Origin of the sequence: Rubrobacter tropicus (assembly GCF_011492945.1) — a bacterium.
Taxonomy (GTDB): Bacteria; Actinomycetota; Rubrobacteria; order Rubrobacterales; family Rubrobacteraceae; genus Rubrobacter_D; species Rubrobacter_D tropicus.
The window spans coordinates 2,426,524-2,445,044 of sequence record NZ_CP045119.1 but is presented as its reverse complement, the minus strand read 5'-3'; the positions used below and the strand labels follow the sequence as shown (position 1 = coordinate 2,445,044).

The window sequence follows — 18,521 nt, the reverse complement described above, 5'->3', positions numbered from 1 at the left end:
TCCACGTCCCGCCCCTCCGCTACAGGTGAACGACGACGAGCCCGTCCTCCACGGAGACGGGGTAGGTCTCCACGCGCTCCTCATCGCCGAATTCCGCGGGCGGCTCCACGGTCACCTCGTAGCTTCGCACCCGCGTCTTGTGCGGGTTGAAGACGCTGCGTCCGGTGAGGATGTCGAACTCCCAGCCGTGCCAGGGGCAGCGCAGGATCTCTCCTTCCCTGTCCCAGACGTACTCGCCGGGCTTACCCGGCATGGTCATGCCCTTCACGGAGCCCAGACACAAGGGCGCGGCCTGGTGGGGGCAGGAGTTCTTAAGTGCGTGGAAGCGCCCGTTCACGTTGAAGAGGCCTATCGAACGGCCCTCGACCTCGACCACCTTGCGGTCCCCGGGCGGCAACTCGCCGACCCGTCCGACGACGTGGCGGCCCACTTAGCCCAGCCCGTAGAACGAACGAGCGTTCTCGGAAAAGATGCGCTCGCGCAGCTCGTCGGGCATCTTGGGGAAGGCGTGCGTAGGGGAGTCGAAGTCCCAGTGCGGGTAGTCGCTCGCGAACATGAGGACGCTCCCGGCGTCCATCGCCTCGAACACGTTGAGCAGGTGCTTGTCGGAATCCGGGCGCTCCAGCGGCTGGGTCGTGAGCCGCACGTGGTCCTTCACGTACTCGCTCGGGGGACGCGTCAGCCACGGCACCTCCGAGCGCAACGCTTTCCACTCAGCGTCCATGCGCCAGGTCAGCGCGGGCAGCCACGACACGCCACCCTCGACCAGGACGACCCGAAAACCGGGAAAGCGCTCGAAGACGCCCTCGGTCACAAAGCTAACGAGGTGCGCCTGGAAGCTCAAGGAGAGGCACGTGTGCCACTCGATGTAGCGGGTCGGGTAGCCGGGACTCGGCTGGACGTTGACGCCCATGCCGTCCGTGCCGGGATGAATGGCGAGCGGCAGGCCGTTGCGCTCGCAGGCCTCGTAGATCGGGTAATACTGCCGCTGGCCGAACGGCGCCCGGGCGCCGGAGTCGGTCATCACCTGCACGAAGTGCGGGTGATCCGCCCAACGATCGATCTCGCGCGCCGCCGCCTGCGGATCCTGGTGGGCAACGGTGATCGAACCCTTGAACAGCCCGTCGTGGTTGTACTCCCCGAGCCACGTCTCGGCGAGCCAATCGTTGAACGCCGCGGCTATTGCGGTACCGTAGTCCGGGTCGGGGTGCATGTTGCAGAAGGCACGAGGCAACAAGATCGCGTGCGCCGTGCCGTATGCCTCCGTCAACTGCTCCCGCAGAAAGCCGGGATCCGAGCCTGCGGGCCCGCCGCCCGGAGGCACGGCATCCAGCCTGCTTCCATGCACGGGGTTGCTGTAGAAGCCGCGTCCACCGCCCTGGTAGCGGTCTTTCCACGGCATCGGCATGTACCCCCGGATCTCGTCCATGCTTCGCGGCGACGGATGCACATCGCAGTCGATGATGCCTGTTCTGACCGCCCCCGCGGTCTCCATCAGCGGATCGGTCTGAGTCACTGAAACCCCCTTATTTCCATCTAGTGAAAATACATTCTGTTGCGTGAGCATTATCGCATTTTCGGGCGGTCGTCGCAAACGGGAGGGGGCTCGTGTGGCCCATTTCTGCGTACGCTTTGAGGAGGCGGTCGTACGTGATGCTACGCTGGTTGGAGCGCCAGCGCGAAGGACCGCGCGCAGACCCGGCGCGGCCCTCCGATCGGCCCGGTCTCTTGAGATCATCGCCGGATAGGCGCCCCGGCGGTGCGCCGTGAGGATCCTGAATCGAGTCGCAAGGGGCCCTCCGCGCCGGTACTCCGAACGCCTCGGAGGTGGGGGAGGGCTAACTGGACGTCACGAGTTCGCTGCTCGGAGGAAGTTGCAGCTCTATCTCGCGCACGGCTTCCAGGAGCAACGGCACGTGGGCCTTCAGGTCCCGCACCGAGGAGCGGAACGCGGGGGCCGCGATCGCGATCGCGGCCAGCGGCCGGTCTCGTGCGTCGGTCACCGGGGCCGCGATAGCCCGTACGCCCTCCTCGTTCTCCTCGTCTACCATCGCCCATCCCTGCTTTCGGGTGGTCTCGAGATCCCGGCGCAGAATCTCCTTGTCGGTGATGGTTTTGGGTGTCTCGGGCTCCAAGGTCATCCGGTCGATGACCTCTTCGCGCTCATGTTTGGGCAGGAAGGCCAGGATGGCCTTCCCTTGCGCCAGCCGGTGGAGGGGCGTGCGGCCGCCAATGACGCCGTTGACTTGGACCCGTCCAGGGCCCGCCACCCTTTCGACGAGCAGGGCGTCGGTCCCCGTGCGCACGCCCAAGAAGGCCGACTCGCCGGTCGATTCGGCCAGCCTCCGCATCACCGGCAACGCCGTCTCCGAGAGGCTCCTGGTCAGGCTCACCCGGCTGCTCAGCTCGAAAACCTTCAGGCCCAGATGGTAGCGTCGGGTCTCCCGGTCGAACGTCGCGAAGCCCCAATCCACCAACTCGTTCAACAACCTGTAAGTGGTGCTCACCGGCAAAGACGTTTCTTGGGCCACCTGGCTGACGCCCGCACCTTCGGGGTGTCCACCCAATGTCTCCAGGAGGCTGAGCCCTTTCGCCAGCATGCCGTCTCGGTTTTTCATGGTGCCGTATCATACTAGACGGTCGCAACTTCGATACCGATTGGCCGACGCGGCTTCATCGCAGCGATCATCCACAAGCCGCGCGGAGCCTGCCCGTTACGGTGCCCTCCTGCGGGCGCCGGCCGCGACGAGCCACGGGTCCGCACCCAACTCAGAACCGTCTGGCCTTCTACCGCGACACCCTCGGCTTTGAAGTGGCTCGGACGAAGAGCGAGCATTTCACCTAGAGATCGGGAGAACTCGAAATTCATCAGTCGGCGCAGACAGTGGGGTTACACCCGGTGGTGCCGGGACGTGCACGTCGGTCGTTCACCTATCGGCGCTCTGCGGCGCTCAGTCCTGTTGCCGCTTGGCACATCCTGGTCCGCCGGACCCCGCACCACTCACGATGGCCCTCCAAGGGCAAGCTAACCTGGCGATGGTCCGGCGGGTACCAGAGGCGCATCAGCAGGCAAGCCGCTGACATCAAAGAGGTTGCCCAGTTATCGAACCTGTGGGTGCCGAAAACACGGTCGGGTCGGGATCCACTCGCGCCCCCAACGCTTCGGGACGGCACGCCCGCGTCATCTACCGCCTTCTCGCCACGCTGGCGAGCAGAACCGGGTCGTCGAGCTGCAACTTCGTCGAAGATGCTCAGCCTGGGCCACTCGCGGCTCTTAGGGAGATCGGCTTGATGTCAGCGAACATGCTGCGGGCGTTCCAGGTCGGGAAGGCTCGGACAAGCCACGAGGGGCCGTGGAGTTGGATGCGGCGGTCGCGAGTGGCCGCGGCCCAGGTGAGCTGGCCGGCGTGCCATTTGACGAAGGCTTCGGCTTCCGCCGTGATATAGAGATCCTCGTCGAGGCCGGGGTACTTCTTGCAGATCTCGGTGTCTCCGAGGTCGATGAGTAGCCAATAGCGCTCGCGGCGCGGGCGGCCGGTGAAGTCGAAGCGGATGACGACGCGCCGATCGGGGAGCTCGTCCCGGCGGAGCGCGTTGCACATCGACCACAGGGCCACAAACGGATCCAGGTGCTCGGGAGCGATCTCGAGCCAGCGGGCGCCCCACTCGCCGAGCGACGCACAGACCTTGAAGAGGTCATGACCGGCGGGCGTGAGCTGGTAGTGGCTCCCACGCCCCCGGGGTTTGGGTGCCGACTCGACGATTCTGAGGCGTTCGAGTTGCTTGAGCCGCTCTGAGAGCAACGTGCGGGAAAGTCCGGGCACGCCCTCCAGGATCTCACTGAAGCTTCCGCAGCCAAGGTACAGGTTGCGGATGATCAGCGGTGTCCAGCGCTCGGCGAAGATCTCGGCGCCACGGGCGATGGGGCAGTATTGGCCGTACGTCCTCACGAAGCCAGTATTGCGCACCCGCCTTCGGTTGTGAAGTCCAGATTCTTGACTATACAGCCGCGGCCCGCGGTAGTCTAATGTGGCCGTCGAGAGGAGTACACGATGACGACACCGACAACCGCGGAAGTCGGACGCGGGAGCAGGGAGCCACCCGTCGTGGAGATCGACGGGTTCCGAGGCTGGCTCATCAGTGCCGACCACGCCGACTACGACCTCGCCCGTGCAATCTGGAACGGTGCCATCGACCGGCGCCCGCGCCTGATCGCCCGATGCATCGGGACCGCCGACGTGGTCGCGGCCGTGCGTTTCGCCCGCGACCACGATCTGGAGATCGCCATACGAGGCGGGGGCCACAACGTGGCGGGCACCGCCGTTTGCGACGACGGGATCGTCATCGACCTCTCGGCGATGCGGGCCGTGCGGGTCGATCCCGCCGACCGCAGGGCCTGGGTGCAGGGTGGTGCGCTGTGGGGCGACGTCGATCACGAGACGCAGCTGCACGGTCTGGCCACCACCGGCGGAATCGTGAGCCACACCGGCGTCGCCGGACTCACCCTCGGCGGCGGCATCGGCTGGCTGATGCGCAAGTACGGTCTCACGGTCGACAACCTACTCGCCGCCGAGGTCGTGACGGCCGACGGCGAGCTGCTGCGGGCGTCCGAGGACGAGCACCCCGACCTGTTCTGGGCGTTGCGAGGCGGCGGCGGCAACTTCGGCGTGGTCACCTCGTTCGAGTTCCGCCTCCACTCCGTCGGGCCCGCCGTCCTGGCCGGCCCCATCCTCTGGGACGCGGCCGACGCCGGGGAGGTTCTCCGCTTCTACCGCGACTTCGTCCGCGACGCTCCCGACGAGCTCGGCACGGTCGTGAGGTTCGGCGCCGCGCCGCCGCTACCGGGCATCCCCGAGGACCTGCACTGGCGCCCGGTGGTGATGGTCGGTACCTGCTACGCCGGGCCGATCGAGGACGGTGAGCGGGTACTCCGCCCGCTCCGCGCATCCCGGACTCCCCTCCTCGACCTGGTCGGGCCCACGCCGTACGTGGGATGGCAGAGCTCGCTCGACTCGGCCGTCGTCCACGGTTGGAACTACTACTGGAAGGCCACCCACCTCCCCGAGCTCCGCGACGACCTCATCGACGTGATCGCCGAGCACGCGTTCTCCTGCTCGTCGCCGCGGTCGTACGTGGCGATGTTCCATTTAAAGGGAGCGGTGAGCCGAGCGGCCGAGGGCGGGACGGCGTTCGGGAACCGCCAGGCGTCGCACGCGATCACCCTCGACGCTGTGTGGCTGCCCGGCGAGAACTTCGGCGACCAGGACACCGCTTGGACGAGGGGATTCTTCGCCGCCCTCGGCCGCTTCCGCGAAGGCGTCTACGTCAATTTCCTCGGCGGCGACGAAGACCCCGACCGGGTCCGCGAGGCTTACGGAGACGCCGTCTACGACCGGCTGGCGGGCGTGAAAGCCAAGTACGACCCCGACAACGTCTTCCACCATAATCAGAACATCGGCCCGCGCGAGATGAAGGCGAGGACCGTGGCGACATAGTCGTCGGGGTGGGTCGCGTACGGGATGTGATCAGCGGCCTGGCCGAATGGGTCCGCCGCGTCGACCAGCCGTCGGTGTCCCCGCTGCTCACCGGCCTGCAACACCTCATCGACTCGTTCGTGGAGATCGCGGGTTGGGCTACCTCGGCCTCGGCCAGCCGCTAACCACGCTGTCCGGCGGCGAGCGGCAGCGGCTCAAGCTGGCCACCCGCATGGCCGCGAAGGGCGGCGTCTACGTCCTCGACGAGCCGACCAGCGGCCTACACCTGGCCGACGTCGAGCAACTGCTCGGCCTGCTCGTCGACTCCGGCAGGTCGGTCATCGTCATCGAGCACCACCAGGCGATCATGGCGCACGCCGACTGGATCATCGATCTCGGCCCCGGCGCCGGCCACGACGGCGGCCGGGTCGTCTTCGAGGACACACTCGCCGACCTCGTCGCCGCCCGCTCCACCCTCACCGGCGAGCATCTAGCGGCCTACGCCGACACCCGAAGCCCTCGCAGACTCCGTGAGACGAGTTCTCTTATCTGTTTCGACTCGTCCCGCTCGCGGACCGAGAAGTGATGTTGTCCCAGCGAGGAGCACGGGAACCTGTTGCGAAGGCGTCGGTGGGCACGAGGTCCCAATGGATGGGAGATGGTGCCAGACCCGCGGTGGAGATCACGTCGCTGCGCCGACCGCTGCGGCAACCTCGTCGGCCACGAGGGCGTGGTTCATGAAGAACGCCGCTTTGGCCCCGGATGCCGCGGCAAGCAGCGCGCTCTGGACGGCGTTGCCCCCGTCACCGGCGACGTACACCCCCGCCACGGTCGTCTCCCGCGTCGCCGGGTCACTCTTCACGCCGGCCGGCGCCTGGCCCATCGCCACGATCTCGCAGCCGAGCATCTTGGCCAGCCCGGAGCCCTGGCGCTGTGGCGGCACGTAGAAGAGGCCCTCGCGCTCCAGTGGGGAACCGTCCTCGAAGTGGATGCGCCTCAAGCCTCCGGCCGCTCCGCCTTCCAGGTGCGAGATCCTCTCTTCCCTCACCGGTATGTCGAGGGCGCGGAGCGTCCGTCGCCCTTCTTCGTTCAGGTTCGTGGGTCCGTCGGTGAGTAGCACGAGGTCGCGGCTCCAGTTGCGGATGAAGGCCGCGCGTTCCGCCGCCCCCTCGCCGGAGTTTAGGACCGCGAGTGGCCTGTCGCGGACCTCCCAGCCGTGGCAGTACGGGCAGTGGTAGACGCCCCGTCCCCAGAGCTCCGTGAAACCCGGCTTCTCGGGCAGCTCATCGACGACGCCGGTCGCTAGCAGGAGCTTGCGAGCTCTCACGACCGTCCGGTTCTCCAGGGTTACCTCGAAGTCGCCGTTGTCACCGCTGGTGCCGGTAACCCGCGTTGAGCACACCTCGACGCTCGGGTACGGCTCCAACTGCTCCCGACCTACCTCGAGTAACTCTTCCGGCGGGATCCCGTCTCTGGAGAAAAAGCCGTGGACGCCGGAAGAAGGGGCGTTGCGTGGCTCACCAGAGTCCAGTACCAGCGTCCGCCTGCGCGAGCGGCCCAAGACCAGCGCGGCGCTCAGACCCGCAGAGCCTCCGCCTACCACCACGACGTCGTACCGGAGTTCGTGCCTATTCGTCTCTTGCACCTTGTCGTCCTTGGGTACAGGTTTCTCTACCTCCGTCGATACAAGAACATCGGGTGCTCCGTATCTCGTGTTTGCCATCGCAGTCATGAGTTTCCTCCAAGATCGGTCCGGCGCGGCCCCGCGTGCCTCATGGGGCCGCGCCAGATCGGTTCTTCTACGCTACTGATAAGCTCTTCTTGCCTGTCTCCTTCGGGTCTGTTTTGTCAGGCTCGGAAAGGATCGCGGCCGATGGATCGAATCCTCTCACGATGAGCCAGATGCCAAGCAATAGCTCCCAAAAGAACTCAGGGACCGTTGCGATTACCGCCCAGATGGAGACTGGCCCGTAGAGCCCGAGCAGCATCGCGATCCCCGAAGCGGAGACCAGGGGGCCGCCGACGAGCCCCAACACGGCAAGGTAGCGTGGAACGAGCCTGGAGCTGTACATCAGGTAGCCCAACAAAACCCCGTTTCCGAGGCCGGCAAGGATGCCGGGACCTAGCAGGAAGGTCGCGTCATGGAACGCAACAAGCGTCTTGCCGGCCGCGAGCAGCGAGGCGGCATCCGCGCCCGCGGCCCCCGCAAAGTCCTGCCGCAACGTCACCACCGAAACGATGCTGACGATGCCGGCGACGATGACGCCGGCTTCGAGGACACGAACGGTGACGTAGCCAAGGGCGACTGCTTCGTTCTGCCGCTTGACGATCGGAAACAGCACGACGGCGGTGCCGATACAGGCGAGGGCGGTAATCACTTCGAGCAACGCCCCCCAATGCACGAGGGCGTCGGCGCCGGCGCCGACGACGTAGTCGGGGTCGTTCAGCACGGGGCCGTACAGGACGAACTGCGCCGGGATCGAGAGGACGATGGTGATCAAGAACAATACGCCGGTTACTCTTGCGATCTTTTGAGGATTCATCCGGACTCCTTTCTTTGATTAGGCCGCGATCTTCGGTTTATCCCTCGGGAGCGGCGGTCGTACGGTCGCCTGCTTGCCCCACCGATCTCCAGACGCACTCAAATAGTGTTCGAGCGCGTAGCCCCAAGGCATCACGAGCGGAACTAACACGACGCCCACGAGACAGGCGGTCAGCGTCTCTGTCCCCCCGAAGCTTACGTTCGGATCCAGCCCACCGGAAAGCAATTGGGGCAGCCCGAAAACCAGGATCCAGATGGACTTCCAAACAAACTCGAAGAGAAGCAGTGGCAGCATCTTGATCGGATAACGGATTCCCAGCACCGCCAGGAGCGCGGTCGCGCCGAGCACGCTGAGAATCACGCTGTCCCCGGGTGACAGGTTCGCGGGATGGAGTAGCGCCGGCAACTTTTCGATCGCCAAACCGACGACCGTGAACAAGTACATGGCCCTCAACAAGTAGAGCCTGAAGGTAGATACTTCGGACATAGAGAGTGCACTCCTTTGGGTAGGGGTGGAGGTTAAGGAGAAGGGCCGGTGCGCAGCAGCCTCGGCCCTTCGTTCGCGCTACGTGGCGCTACACCTTAGAAGCGACATGACCGTTGGAAGGGACGGCGGCGGGCTGGTCAACGCTCGTCAAAACGCCATCATCGGGATCGGTAGACAGGGAAGCAACCGCAGATGGATTGAATCCTTTGACGATGAGCCAGATGCCAAGCGACAGCTCCCAGAAGAACTCGGGATGGTCGAGATGACCTGCCACACAGAGCCTGCCTCGATGACCCCGAACACGATTGCGACCCCGAAGCGATGATCAGGGGACCTCCGATGAGCCCCAGCATTGCCATGCCCCGTGGCACCAGGGCGGACTTGTACATCAGGTAGCCCAGTATCAGCCCGTTCCCCACGCCTACGACGAAGCCCGGTCCGAGCACGAACGTCCAGTCGTGGAGCGCGACCAGCGACTGGCCGACCGCGACGAGCGAGCCGGCATCCGCGCCCGCGGCCTCCTTCCGCAAGGTCACCACCGAAAGGAGGCTTATGAGGCCGACGGCGATAAAGGCGCACTCAACCACACGAGCCGTGACATAGCCCAGAGCGAGGATCTCGTTCACCCGTTTGACGACGGGATAGAGCACGATGGCGGTGCCGATGTTCGCGATGATGAGGATCAGCTCCAAGAACGCGCCCAAGGCCACGCCGTCGTCGGCGCCGCCACCACCGACGATGTAGTTGGGGTTGTCCAGCACAGGGACGTAAAGGACGAGCGCCGCGGGGATCGAGGTGACGTACGTGATCAGGAACAATACGCCCGTAACTCTTGCGATCTTTTGAGGGCTCATTTTTCCGTTGGTCGCCATTTTCGTTCTCCTCTCTCGACTTACTGTTTGACGTCGGGGGCATTCGCCTAGGGGGGTTTGACGCGAATGGCAAAGATCAAGGGCATCCCCAGATCACGTATCTTCCTTAGCAACCCGTGCAGCGCGGCCTGATCCACAACCGGGCAGGTCAAAAGCGTCTCGCCGTCGTCTTCCAGCGTGATGGTCACGTCCCCGAACCAGTCTGCCCATTTGGGACCCAGGTGGCCCTTGAGCCTGATCTGGTAGACCATCGGGCGATCGAGTTCGTTTGCCATCACCCCGCACCTTCCGTGGCCGTTGTTCCACGTAAAGGAGCGTAGCCGCGACACGGTATTGGCGAACAGATACCAAAGTAGGGTTCGGAGGTACTGTTATGAACCGCTTGCGCGCCTTTCCGGATCCGAGTTTGCGGGCGAACGGGGTTCGGGCTACAACAGGCCCAGCTCGCGGGCGCGCGCTACGGCTTCGGTGCGCCTCCGAACCTGGAGTTTGCGAAAGATGTTCCGGTTGTGCCCTTTGACGGTAATGAGGGCGAGGAAAAGCCGCTCGCCGATCTCACGGTTCGAGAGTCCCTGAGCGATGAGTCGCAGCACTTCTAACTCGCGTTGGCTTAGTGGTTCGGCAAGAGACTGGGCAGGTAGGGCAGGCGGCGGATGAGATTGGTCTTCGCTCCTGTCCTCCTCGGCTTCGAGCGCAGCCAGCAACCTGCCTGCATAGTCCGGCAAAATCCCGTGGGCGGCTGCTTCAAACAACAGTCGGGCCATCGGCCTACCTTCGTCCACGAAGACCCGGACGTAGCCCTCCGGCTCGGCCAGGGTCAGGGCGCGTTCCAGTGGCACGAGCGCAGCAGGGGTGTCGCCTTGCACATGATGGGCGAGCGCCTGCAGCACCAGGATTTCGATGACCCTTCCTGGCCTCTCTCCTTCTTCCGCTGCTTGCAGGAGGCGCTGTAGGAGTCCCGTTGCCTCGAGTATGGAGCGGTCTGCCCGGTCGCACCTATGCTCGGCGATGAGCACCCTGGCCAGGGTGATGTGCTCGAACTCGCGCACGTAGCTGAGGTCGTCCTCCACGGATGGGCCCTTCTCACGCGCCCAGTCGAGGGCTTCACCCAACCTACCCTGCGCGGCCCACACCCGTGCCTTCAACGCCGCTATGGGGCGCACATTTGGGTAGAAATCACTCACGTACAGGCGCTCTGCCTCCTGGAGCAGGTCGAGGGCGCCGTCCAGATCTCCTTCGGCCTCCTGTATCCGAGCCATCGCGACGTGCCAGCGATACGGGTTTTGGGGGAACCCGGTGTGCTCGCCCTGCTCCTTGCTTCTCAGCAGGTGCTGCGTGGCGGCTTCCAGGTCGTTCCGCTCACGGTGGATCTCGCCCATTCCCACGTACATGTCCGCCGTTCCCCGCATCACAGGCTCGCCCTGCTCCGCCGCGAGGTGCAACGCGTGCTCGTAGGTGCGCATCGCCTCGCGGAGACGGCCCTGCGCGATCCGTATATCGGCCAGGGCGATCGAGCCCCCGACCGCGTCGGAGATGTACCCGGCCATCTGCAAATGGGCCATGCCATCTGCGTACGACCGGTGGGCTGCTTCGAGGTCCCCGTTCGTCCAGGATGCGAGCCCCAGGAGCGCCGCAGCCGCTCCGCGCCGGAAATGGTCATCCTCGGTTGCGAGGTCGAGCGCCCGCCGGGCGTATGTCACGGACTCTGGCACATCGCCCAGAACCAGAGCCAGTCCGGCACGGTACATGGCGATCGAACCCGGGAGGCGGCGATACGCCCCTTCGTGCATCACAACCATCCGGGCCGATGAGGCTTCCGGCCGCCCACGCAAGTCTGCGCTCTCGTCCAGCCACCGTTCGGCGTCCCGCAATCGGGCCTCAACGCCATCAAGCTCGCCACTCTGAAGTAACGTCCCGGCATAGTGAACGTTGAGCACGGGCCTGACGTGGAACAATTCGTCGGGGAGCGCCTTGAGCCAGGCGAGCAACGTGGCCTCCTGCCTACTCCTGCGCATGGCCGGCACTGCCAGCTCGACCAGGTCCGCCGCCCGCTCGAAATCCTCGGCGGCCAGCGCGTGGCGGATAGCATCGGCGCGCAGACCGTTTTGCTCGTACCACTCGCTCGCCCGCCGGTGCAGTGTGGGTACCTGATCTGGCCGCTCCGCCATTAAATGCGCAAAGAGTACGTCGGCAAAGAGGTGGTGGTAGCGAAACCAGTGGCGCTTGTCGTCCAGCGGAACGACAAAGAAGTTGCCCCGCTCCAGGACCTCCAGCATTCCACTGCCTTCCTCCTGACCGGTGACGGCATCGCACAGCGCGCCACTCAACCTCTCGAGGATGGAGGTCCGGAGCAAGAAGCTCCGGATGCGTTCGGGCTGGCGCTGCAGGACCTCCTCGACCAGGTAATCCACGACGAACCGGTTGTCTCCGGCGAAAGCCCTGATGAACCCGGACACGTCCTCCCGCCCCCGCATCGAGAGCGCCGCCAATTGCAGGCCGGCGATCCAACCCTCCGTGCGGGTTTCCAGCGCGGCGATGTCCTCCGCCGAGAGGTCCAGGCCCATCTCCCCCTTGAGGAACGCGGCCGCCTCGGAGGGGTTAAAACGCAGGTCCCCGGCGCGCAGCTCGCTCAACTGGCCCCGGGCGCGCAGCCGGGCCAGTGGCAGGCGCGGGTCCTCCCGGGTGGCGATGATGAGGTGCATTTCCGGGGGCACGTGCTCGAGCAGGAAGGCGATGGCATCGTCTACCGCTTTGGCATCAACAAGGTGGTAGTCGTCGAGCACGAGGAAGAAATCGTCCTCTACGGCCGCGATCTCATTGAGCAGGGCCGTCAGAAGCGGTTCGGTCGGCGGTGGCTGGGGCGATCGGAGCGCGTCTAAGATCCCTTCCCCGATACCCGCAGCGACCGCCCGCAAAGCGGCGACGAGGTAGGCCAGAAAGCGCGCGGGGTCGCCGTCACCTTCTTCCAGCGAGAGCCAGGCGGCGGGCCGCCCGCAACCGGCGATCCACTCGCCGATTAGCGTGGTCTTACCGAAGCCGGCGGGGGCACAGACGAGGGTCAGCCTGCGGTGCAGACCCTCGTTGAGGCGCCCGATCAGGCGTGGGCGGAGGACGGCTCCGTGCTGCGCCGGGGGCACATAGAGTTTGGTGGCCAAGATCGGCGCGAGCATGTGTAAATTCTAGAACAAATGCACACCCGACTCTCCCTACTTGGTCCCCACCCCGGAGGCGGTGTTCGAGACGCTCGGCGGGCTGCCCGAAGAGACTAGCGTCTACCTAGACCGCGGCTACGATTCGGACCCCACGCACGAGCGGCTCGCGAATCTGGGCTTGCGGTAGGAGATCTCGGGTAAGGGCAAGCCGGCGCCGTTGCGGGCCACGAGGAGGTGGGTCGTGGAGGACGAACTCGTGGCACAACGCCCACAAGAAGCTCGTCGCTTTGGACTGGTGAACTGCCGGGCATGTATTTTCTGTCCAGTCAAGATGATGGGATAAGCCAGGCGGTTGTCCATCTCGACGACGAACGGGTGAGTCCGATAAGGTTGCCGGACAAGGGAAAAGGCATGATGGGCTATGATGGATCCGTTCGACTACAGAGAGTAGTGGATGACGTGTCCGTACTCGGGGAGGAGACAACGCGGTGATCACGCTCGAAGAAGCTCAGAGAATCCTTTCTGCCGCCGAGGACAAGGCCAGGCAGATGGGCCAGCCGATGAATATAGCCGTGATGGACGCCGGAAGGAACCTCGTGGCCTTCCACAGGATGGACGGGGCCTGGGTGGCGAGCACCGACATCGCCATAGACAAGGCTTTTACCTCGGCCGGGAGGGGGCTTACCACGAGGAAGATCGGCGAGATGGCCCAGCCCGGCCAGCCCCTCTTCGGCATCAACACGACGAACGGCGGCCGGATCGTCATCTTCGCCGGAGGCATCCCGCTGATGCGCGACGGTGAGGTGGCCGGCGCGATAGGAGTGAGCGGGGGCACGGTTGACGAGGACCACGAGGTGGCGGAGGCCGGCGTCGCCGCTTTTGGCTGATGCCCGTGCCCAACGTTTCTACGCTCCTGCCCGCCGACCCGAGGGGAGCCAGATGCCCGTAGACGCCGCGCTTGTGGGCGCGCTGCACGTCGAATACCTCACGAAGCGGGACCTGGTGGGGGAGGAGCGGCCCCACCACTCGCTCTTCCAGACCTCGACCATCGAGGCACTGCTCGATGGTAGCTACGAGGGCGACGTCAGCTTCGCGGAGCTGGAAGACCGCGGGGATTTCGGCCTCGGAACGCTCGACGCGCTGGACGGCGAGATGGTCGCCCTCGACGGCGCCTTCTACCAGATAAAGGCCGACGGGCTGGCGTACCCGATCGACGGCCGGGCGCGGACGCCGTTCGCGGTCGTGACGTTCTTCGAGCCGGGACCGCCCCAAATGCTACCCGCGCCGATGGACCTGGCAGATCTCTGCGCCCACGTGGACGGGCTCGTCGGCGGGACGGCCGCCTGCTGCGCCGTTCGGGTGGACGGGCTCTTCGGTCGCGTCAAGACGCGCAGCGTGCCCCGGCAGCGCAGGCCCTACCCGCCGCTCGCCGAGGTCGTCGAGGGCCAGCCCACCTTCGAACTGCGCGACGTGCGGGGCAGCCTCGTGGGCTTCCGCTTCCCCGACCATGCCAGGGGCTTGAACGTCCCGGGTTACCACTTCCACTTCATAACCGAAAAGAGGGACGCCGGCGGTCACGTGCTCGCGTGCCGGCTCGCCCGCGGCGAGCTCCGCGTCGACCGCGAGGCGGACCTGCGGCTGGAGCTCCCCCCGGAGGTATCCCTGCCCGTACCCGGACAGGTGTCCGAAGATGCGCTGAACCGCGTCGAGAGGGAACGGTAGCGCGGGGGACAGCTCGCGCATGAACCGCGACGGAGGGGCGACCTTCGGGGGCGCAGAAGACCGTCCGCGCGAGGCCGCGCGCGTGCTCGCGGCGGAGCCGTTCAGGCCGCATCCCCTGCTCGCCAACGGCCACGCCCAGACGCTCGCCCGCTGGGCGTGGCCGCGGAGCTACCGCGCCCAACCGGACGAGGTGCGCCTGTTCGAGGTCGAGCCGGGCGTGCGACTCCTCGCCCGCTGCCGCTGGCACGGGGCGGGGACGGGCCGGGTTACCGTGATACTCGTGCACGGCCTCGGCGGGAGCGCCGACGCCCCCTACGTCCTCGGCGCCGCCGGCCTGGTCCACCGGGCCGGCGCCGACGTGGTCCGCCTCAACCAGCGCAACTGGGGGGGGACGGAGGCCCTGACGCCCACGCTTTACCACAGCGGGATGTCCCATGACCTCGCCGCGGTGGTGCGCGAGCTCGTTGAACGCGACGGGCGTACGCGCATCGTCGTCGCGGGCTTCTCGATGGGCGGGAACCTGGCCCTGAAGATGGCCGGCGAGATGGGCGAGGAAGCCCCGGCGGCGCTTTTGGGCGTGTGCGCGGTCTCGCCTTCGTTGGACTTGAAGGCTACCGTAGAGAACCTGGGGAGGACCCAGAATCGCCCGTACCAGTGGGCTTTCGTGCGCGGCCTGCGCCGGCTCGTCGAGCGCAAGAAGATGTTGTACCCGGCACTCTACGATACCCGGGGGCTTGAGCGGCTGCGCACGGTCCGCGACTTCGACGAGCTGTACACCGCCCCGCACGGCGGCTTCGCCGATGCCGATGATTACTACGCCCGGGCGAGCGCCCTGCCCCTCGTCCCTCAGATACGGTTGCCCGCCCTCATCATCCACGCCAGGGACGATCCCCTCGTGCCCTGCGGCCTCCTGCTGCGTCCGGGGGCCGCGGATAATCCCTTTGTCGTGAAGGCGACGCCGGCGCACGGCGGGCACGTCGCCTTCGTCTCGGCCGAGAAGGGGGACGCTTCTGGGCCGAGGAGCGCCTCGCGGATTTTTGCCGGCTTCTATGAGTCCCGCGGAGGTTGGTATGCTTCCCTCCGAGATACGCGAGGGAGGAGCAAAGGGATGAACGGTGCTGAGAGCCTGGCAAGGACGTTGACCGGCGCCGGGGTAGAGGTGTGCTTCGCCAACCCGGGTACCTCTGAGATGCACTTCGTGGCGGCCCTCGACCGGGTCGGGGGCCTGCGGTGCGTGCTCGGGCTGTTCGAGGGCGTGGTGACGGGTGCCGCCGACGGCTACGCGCGGATGGCGGATAAACCCGCCTCGACCCTGCTGCATCTGGGTCCGGGGCTCGCCAACGGTCTGGCCAACGTTCACAACGCGCGACGCGCCGACACCCCGATGGTCAACATCGTCGGCGACCACGCGACCTACCACAAAAAGTTCGACGCGCCCCTCACCTCCGACGTCGAGGGCGTGGCGCGGCCCTTCTCGCACTGGGTACGGACCTCGACCGACAGCCGCTCGGTCGCCGGTGACGGGGCGGCTGCCGTGGCGGCGGCCTTGACGCCGCCGGGTAGGATCTCGACGCTAATACTCCCCGCCGACGTCTCCTGGGAACAGGCCGACGGGCCGGCGCCGCTGCCACCCGTCGAGGCGCGCGCCGCGGTGGCGCCCGAGAAGATCTCCGCCGCCGCGCGGGCCCTGCGTTCCGGCGAGCCCACGGTCCTTTTTTTGGGCGGTCCCGCGTTGCGCGAGCCGGGCTTGACGCTGGCGGGGAGGATCGCGGCGGGCACGGGCGCGCGGCTCGTCGCCCAGACGCTCAACGCGCGGGTCGAGCGCGGCGCGGGACGCGTCGCCGTCGATTTCCTGCCCTACCCCGTGGACGAAGCCCTCGCGACCCTCGCCGGTACGAGTAATCTGCTGCTCGTCGGGGCCACGGCGCCTGTGGCGTTCTTCGCCTACCCGGATAAGCCGAGCGAGTTGAGCCCGCGGCAGTGCGACGTCGGCACGCTCGCCACCCCAGCCGAGGACGTGGTAGGGGCGCTCGAAGCCCTCGCCGACGAGCTCGACGCCCGAAAAGAGACGCCCCCCCAGGCGCCGGAGACACCTTCGCCCGGCGGCCCGGTCAACTTCCACACGGCCGCCGCCGCGGTGGCGGCCCTGTTGCCGGAGAGCGCTGTCGTGGTGGACGAGGCGCTCACGGGCGCGTCGGCGTTCATCTCGGGGACGCGGGGCGCGGCCCCCCACGACTACCTGCAGGTCACCGGCGGCGCGATCGGGATAGGCCCGCCGCTCGCCACCGGGGCGGCCATCGCGTGCCCGGACAGGAAGGTGGTCTGCCTGCAGGCAGACGGCAGCGCGATGTACACGGTGCAGGCCCTGTGGACCCAGGCTCGCGAAGGGCTCGACGTCACCAACGTCATCCTCGACAACCGATCGTACGCGATCCTCAAGGGGGAGCTCGCGAACGTGGGCGCCGGAGACGCCGGCCGAAAGGCCCACGACATGATGGAGCTCGACCGTCCGGCGCTCGACTGGGTCGCCATGGCCCGCGGCATGGGCGTGGAGGCGGGACGCGCCGCGACGGCGGAGGAGTTCAGCCGCCAGCTCGATGCCGGGCTGCGCTCGCAGGGTCCTTACCTGATCGACCTCGTCCTGTAGCGGGATGGACCGTCGCGCTTAACAGTCATAGCGGGTTGCATAAGGACTTGACCCGGAGTCTGGAAGAGAAGGTGGCCGGCAACCTCGCCGAGTCGCGTCAAAGGGTGGACCGCGTTCAGGACCAGCCCGTCTCGTTTCCCACGCGGCGCGTCACCGGCCCTACAGGCCCGGGATCCGGCCGTTGCGGAAGGCGTCTACGAAGAGGCGGTGGTCGTCGCGGGCGGTCTCGGAGTAGCGGGCGCCGAAGTCGACCATCTCTTTGACGAACTCGTCCTCCTTGCCGGCGATGGCCTCGACGATCTCGTCCTCGGTCTGGAAATCTACGATGGCGGGGTCGGAGTCCTTGTCCGCGACGCAGTGGACCTTGGCCGTCGCCCGGCCGAGGTAGTCGAGCACCGGGGACATCTGCTCGGGCTCGGTGAGGTCGGCCCAGTCGAGGTCCTCGACGTAGGGGGAGAGCTCAGAGACGACGAAGCCTACCCCGTCTATCTCGGTGTAGCCGAGCCAGGGGTCGGCGTGGGCCTGAAGCGCGCGCTGGGAGACGGCCGTGCGGTGGCCGTGGTGCTTGAAGTATCCCCTTGTGCGTTCGTCGTCGACGATCCTGCTCGGCGCCGCGACGTTGCCCTGCTTCATCGAGAGGACCACGTCGTTCTCCAGGGCCTGGGTCGGGCCTTCGACCAGGATGTTGTACGCGGGGAGGCCGGCGGAGCCGATGCCGAAGCCCTTGCGGCCGACGATGTCCTTTACTTCGTAAGTGAGGCTGCGGAACCGCTTGGCGTCCGGGATCGTCTCCAGGTACGCCTCGTAGGCGGCCTGCACTCTGGCCCGTTCGGCGTCGTCGAGGTCGCGCACGCCGGGGCCGCGCCGGAACTTCCGTTCGAAGTTGCCGTCGATCAGGGTTGTTTTGTCGAGCAAATCCACGCGGGTGTTGAGGCGGGTCTCTAGCAGTATCTCCTTGACCTCGCCGTCCGTGGTCTCCAGCCTAAGCGAGTACTCGTGATCCCGGTCGGAGTCCACAAAGTAACGCACCTGCTCGACGTAGGCCCGGACGTAGGTCTCGATGAGCCGCGCGATGTCTTCGTCGGAGATGGCCTTCATCCACGCGAGCAGGGCGACGCTTGCGGCCATGCGCTTGATGTCCCAGGTGAAGTGGCCGAGGTATGCCTCGTCGAAGTCGTTGACGTCGAAGACGAAGACGCCGTCGCCGTCCATGTAGGTGCCGAAGTTCTCGGCGTGCAGATCGCCCTGGATCCAGACCCTGCTGGTTCGCTCGCCCGCCCAGCGGTCCTCCTCGCGCCCCACGTCCGCGTAAAACAGGCAAGCGCTCCCGCGATAGAACGCGAAAGGACCTGCCGCCATCTTCCGGAACTTCTGCCGGAACGCGTCCGGGTCGGCGTCCATCAGCTCCGAAAAAGCGTCGACGAGCACGCCCACGATCTCCTCCCGACGCGCGTCGGAGGAATCGTTCTGCCGCCCTGGTCCAACGGTTCCGGGCATGGAGATCCTTTCGTCGTCTGACGCCGGCCCGTCGCCGGCGGTTCCAATCTTCCCCCGACCGAACGCCACGCGCAACCGGCCCGGTAGATACGCACGGGTCGGGCGGCCCCTGGTCGCCGCCGGCTACG

The 18,521-nt window shown here is 66.5% G+C and carries 15 protein-coding genes and 2 pseudogenes; 6 read left to right on the top strand and 11 right to left on the bottom strand.

The window, feature by feature from the left end; genetic code table 11:
* Positions 1-19: 19 nt before the first annotated feature.
* The 4 genes from GBA63_RS12180 to GBA63_RS12165 form a co-directional block, all read right to left on the bottom strand.
* On the bottom strand, positions 20-430 hold the full coding sequence (locus GBA63_RS12180; protein ID WP_166176420.1) for a Rieske (2Fe-2S) protein: 411 nt from the start codon (positions 428-430) through the stop codon (positions 20-22).
* Positions 431-1,516, bottom strand: coding sequence for an amidohydrolase family protein (locus GBA63_RS12175; protein ID WP_207956748.1), 1,086 nt, complete (start codon positions 1,514-1,516; stop codon positions 431-433).
* A 322-nt stretch (positions 1,517-1,838) separates the two neighbouring features.
* Positions 1,839-2,618, bottom strand: a complete 780-nt coding sequence (locus GBA63_RS12170; RefSeq protein ID WP_166176418.1) for an IclR family transcriptional regulator — start codon at positions 2,616-2,618, stop codon at positions 1,839-1,841.
* A 633-nt stretch (positions 2,619-3,251) separates the two neighbouring features.
* Complete coding sequence (locus GBA63_RS12165; protein WP_207956747.1) at positions 3,252-3,968, bottom strand: winged helix-turn-helix transcriptional regulator; 717 nt, start codon at positions 3,966-3,968, stop codon at positions 3,252-3,254.
* Positions 3,969-4,052: 84 nt separating this feature from the next.
* Here GBA63_RS12165 and GBA63_RS12160 point away from each other — a divergent pair, with 84 nt between their 5' ends.
* Positions 4,053-5,495, top strand: coding sequence for an FAD-binding oxidoreductase (locus GBA63_RS12160; protein ID WP_166176416.1), 1,443 nt, complete (start codon positions 4,053-4,055; stop codon positions 5,493-5,495).
* 76 nt (positions 5,496-5,571) lie between these two features.
* Positions 5,572-6,060, top strand: a pseudogene (locus tag GBA63_RS12155) (ATP-binding cassette domain-containing protein); the annotation flags it as partial.
* A 96-nt stretch (positions 6,061-6,156) separates the two neighbouring features.
* Here GBA63_RS12155 and GBA63_RS12150 read toward each other — a convergent pair.
* The 6 genes from GBA63_RS12150 to GBA63_RS24185 form a co-directional block, all read right to left on the bottom strand.
* The gene (locus GBA63_RS12150) at positions 6,157-7,119 is read right to left on the bottom strand and encodes an NAD(P)/FAD-dependent oxidoreductase (RefSeq protein WP_166176414.1); all 963 of its coding nucleotides are present in this window, start codon (positions 7,117-7,119) and stop codon (positions 6,157-6,159) included.
* 154 nt (positions 7,120-7,273) lie between these two features.
* The gene (locus tag GBA63_RS12145; RefSeq protein WP_166176412.1) at positions 7,274-8,017 is read right to left on the bottom strand and encodes a DUF4386 domain-containing protein; all 744 of its coding nucleotides are present in this window, start codon (positions 8,015-8,017) and stop codon (positions 7,274-7,276) included.
* A gap of 18 nt (positions 8,018-8,035) precedes the next feature.
* Positions 8,036-8,503, bottom strand: a complete 468-nt coding sequence (locus GBA63_RS12140) for a hypothetical protein (RefSeq protein WP_166176410.1) — start codon at positions 8,501-8,503, stop codon at positions 8,036-8,038.
* Between the two features lie 158 nt (positions 8,504-8,661).
* On the bottom strand, positions 8,662-9,375 hold the full coding sequence (locus tag GBA63_RS12135) for a DUF4386 domain-containing protein (RefSeq protein ID WP_207956746.1): 714 nt from the start codon (positions 9,373-9,375) through the stop codon (positions 8,662-8,664).
* Between the two features lie 47 nt (positions 9,376-9,422).
* Positions 9,423-9,650: a hypothetical protein gene (locus GBA63_RS12130; RefSeq protein ID WP_407690843.1), complete on the bottom strand. Its 228-nt coding sequence runs from the start codon at positions 9,648-9,650 to the stop codon at positions 9,423-9,425.
* A gap of 153 nt (positions 9,651-9,803) precedes the next feature.
* On the bottom strand, positions 9,804-12,545 hold the full coding sequence (locus tag GBA63_RS24185; RefSeq protein WP_166176408.1) for a LuxR C-terminal-related transcriptional regulator: 2,742 nt from the start codon (positions 12,543-12,545) through the stop codon (positions 9,804-9,806).
* A gap of 470 nt (positions 12,546-13,015) precedes the next feature.
* On the opposite strand from GBA63_RS24185, the gene GBA63_RS12120 reads away from it, so the two are divergent.
* From GBA63_RS12120 to GBA63_RS24405, 4 genes and pseudogenes are all read left to right on the top strand, one after another.
* Positions 13,016-13,414, top strand: coding sequence for a GlcG/HbpS family heme-binding protein (locus GBA63_RS12120; protein WP_166176406.1), 399 nt, complete (start codon positions 13,016-13,018; stop codon positions 13,412-13,414).
* A gap of 52 nt (positions 13,415-13,466) precedes the next feature.
* Positions 13,467-14,249: an acetolactate decarboxylase gene (budA, locus tag GBA63_RS12115; RefSeq protein ID WP_166176404.1), complete on the top strand. Its 783-nt coding sequence runs from the start codon at positions 13,467-13,469 to the stop codon at positions 14,247-14,249.
* Positions 14,250-14,268: 19 nt separating this feature from the next.
* Positions 14,269-15,222: pseudogene (locus GBA63_RS24410) on the top strand (YheT family hydrolase); the annotation flags it as partial.
* A 135-nt stretch (positions 15,223-15,357) separates the two neighbouring features.
* A complete protein-coding gene (locus GBA63_RS24405; RefSeq protein WP_407690842.1) occupies positions 15,358-16,896 on the top strand; it encodes an acetolactate synthase large subunit in 1,539 nt (512 codons plus the stop codon).
* Between the two features lie 159 nt (positions 16,897-17,055).
* Here the strand turns inward: GBA63_RS24405 and GBA63_RS12105 are convergent, their stop codons facing one another.
* Positions 17,056-18,393 (bottom strand): DUF2252 domain-containing protein, encoded by a 1,338-nt coding sequence (locus GBA63_RS12105; RefSeq protein ID WP_166176400.1) that lies wholly within the window; start codon positions 18,391-18,393, stop codon positions 17,056-17,058.
* Positions 18,394-18,521: the final 128 nt, after the last annotated feature.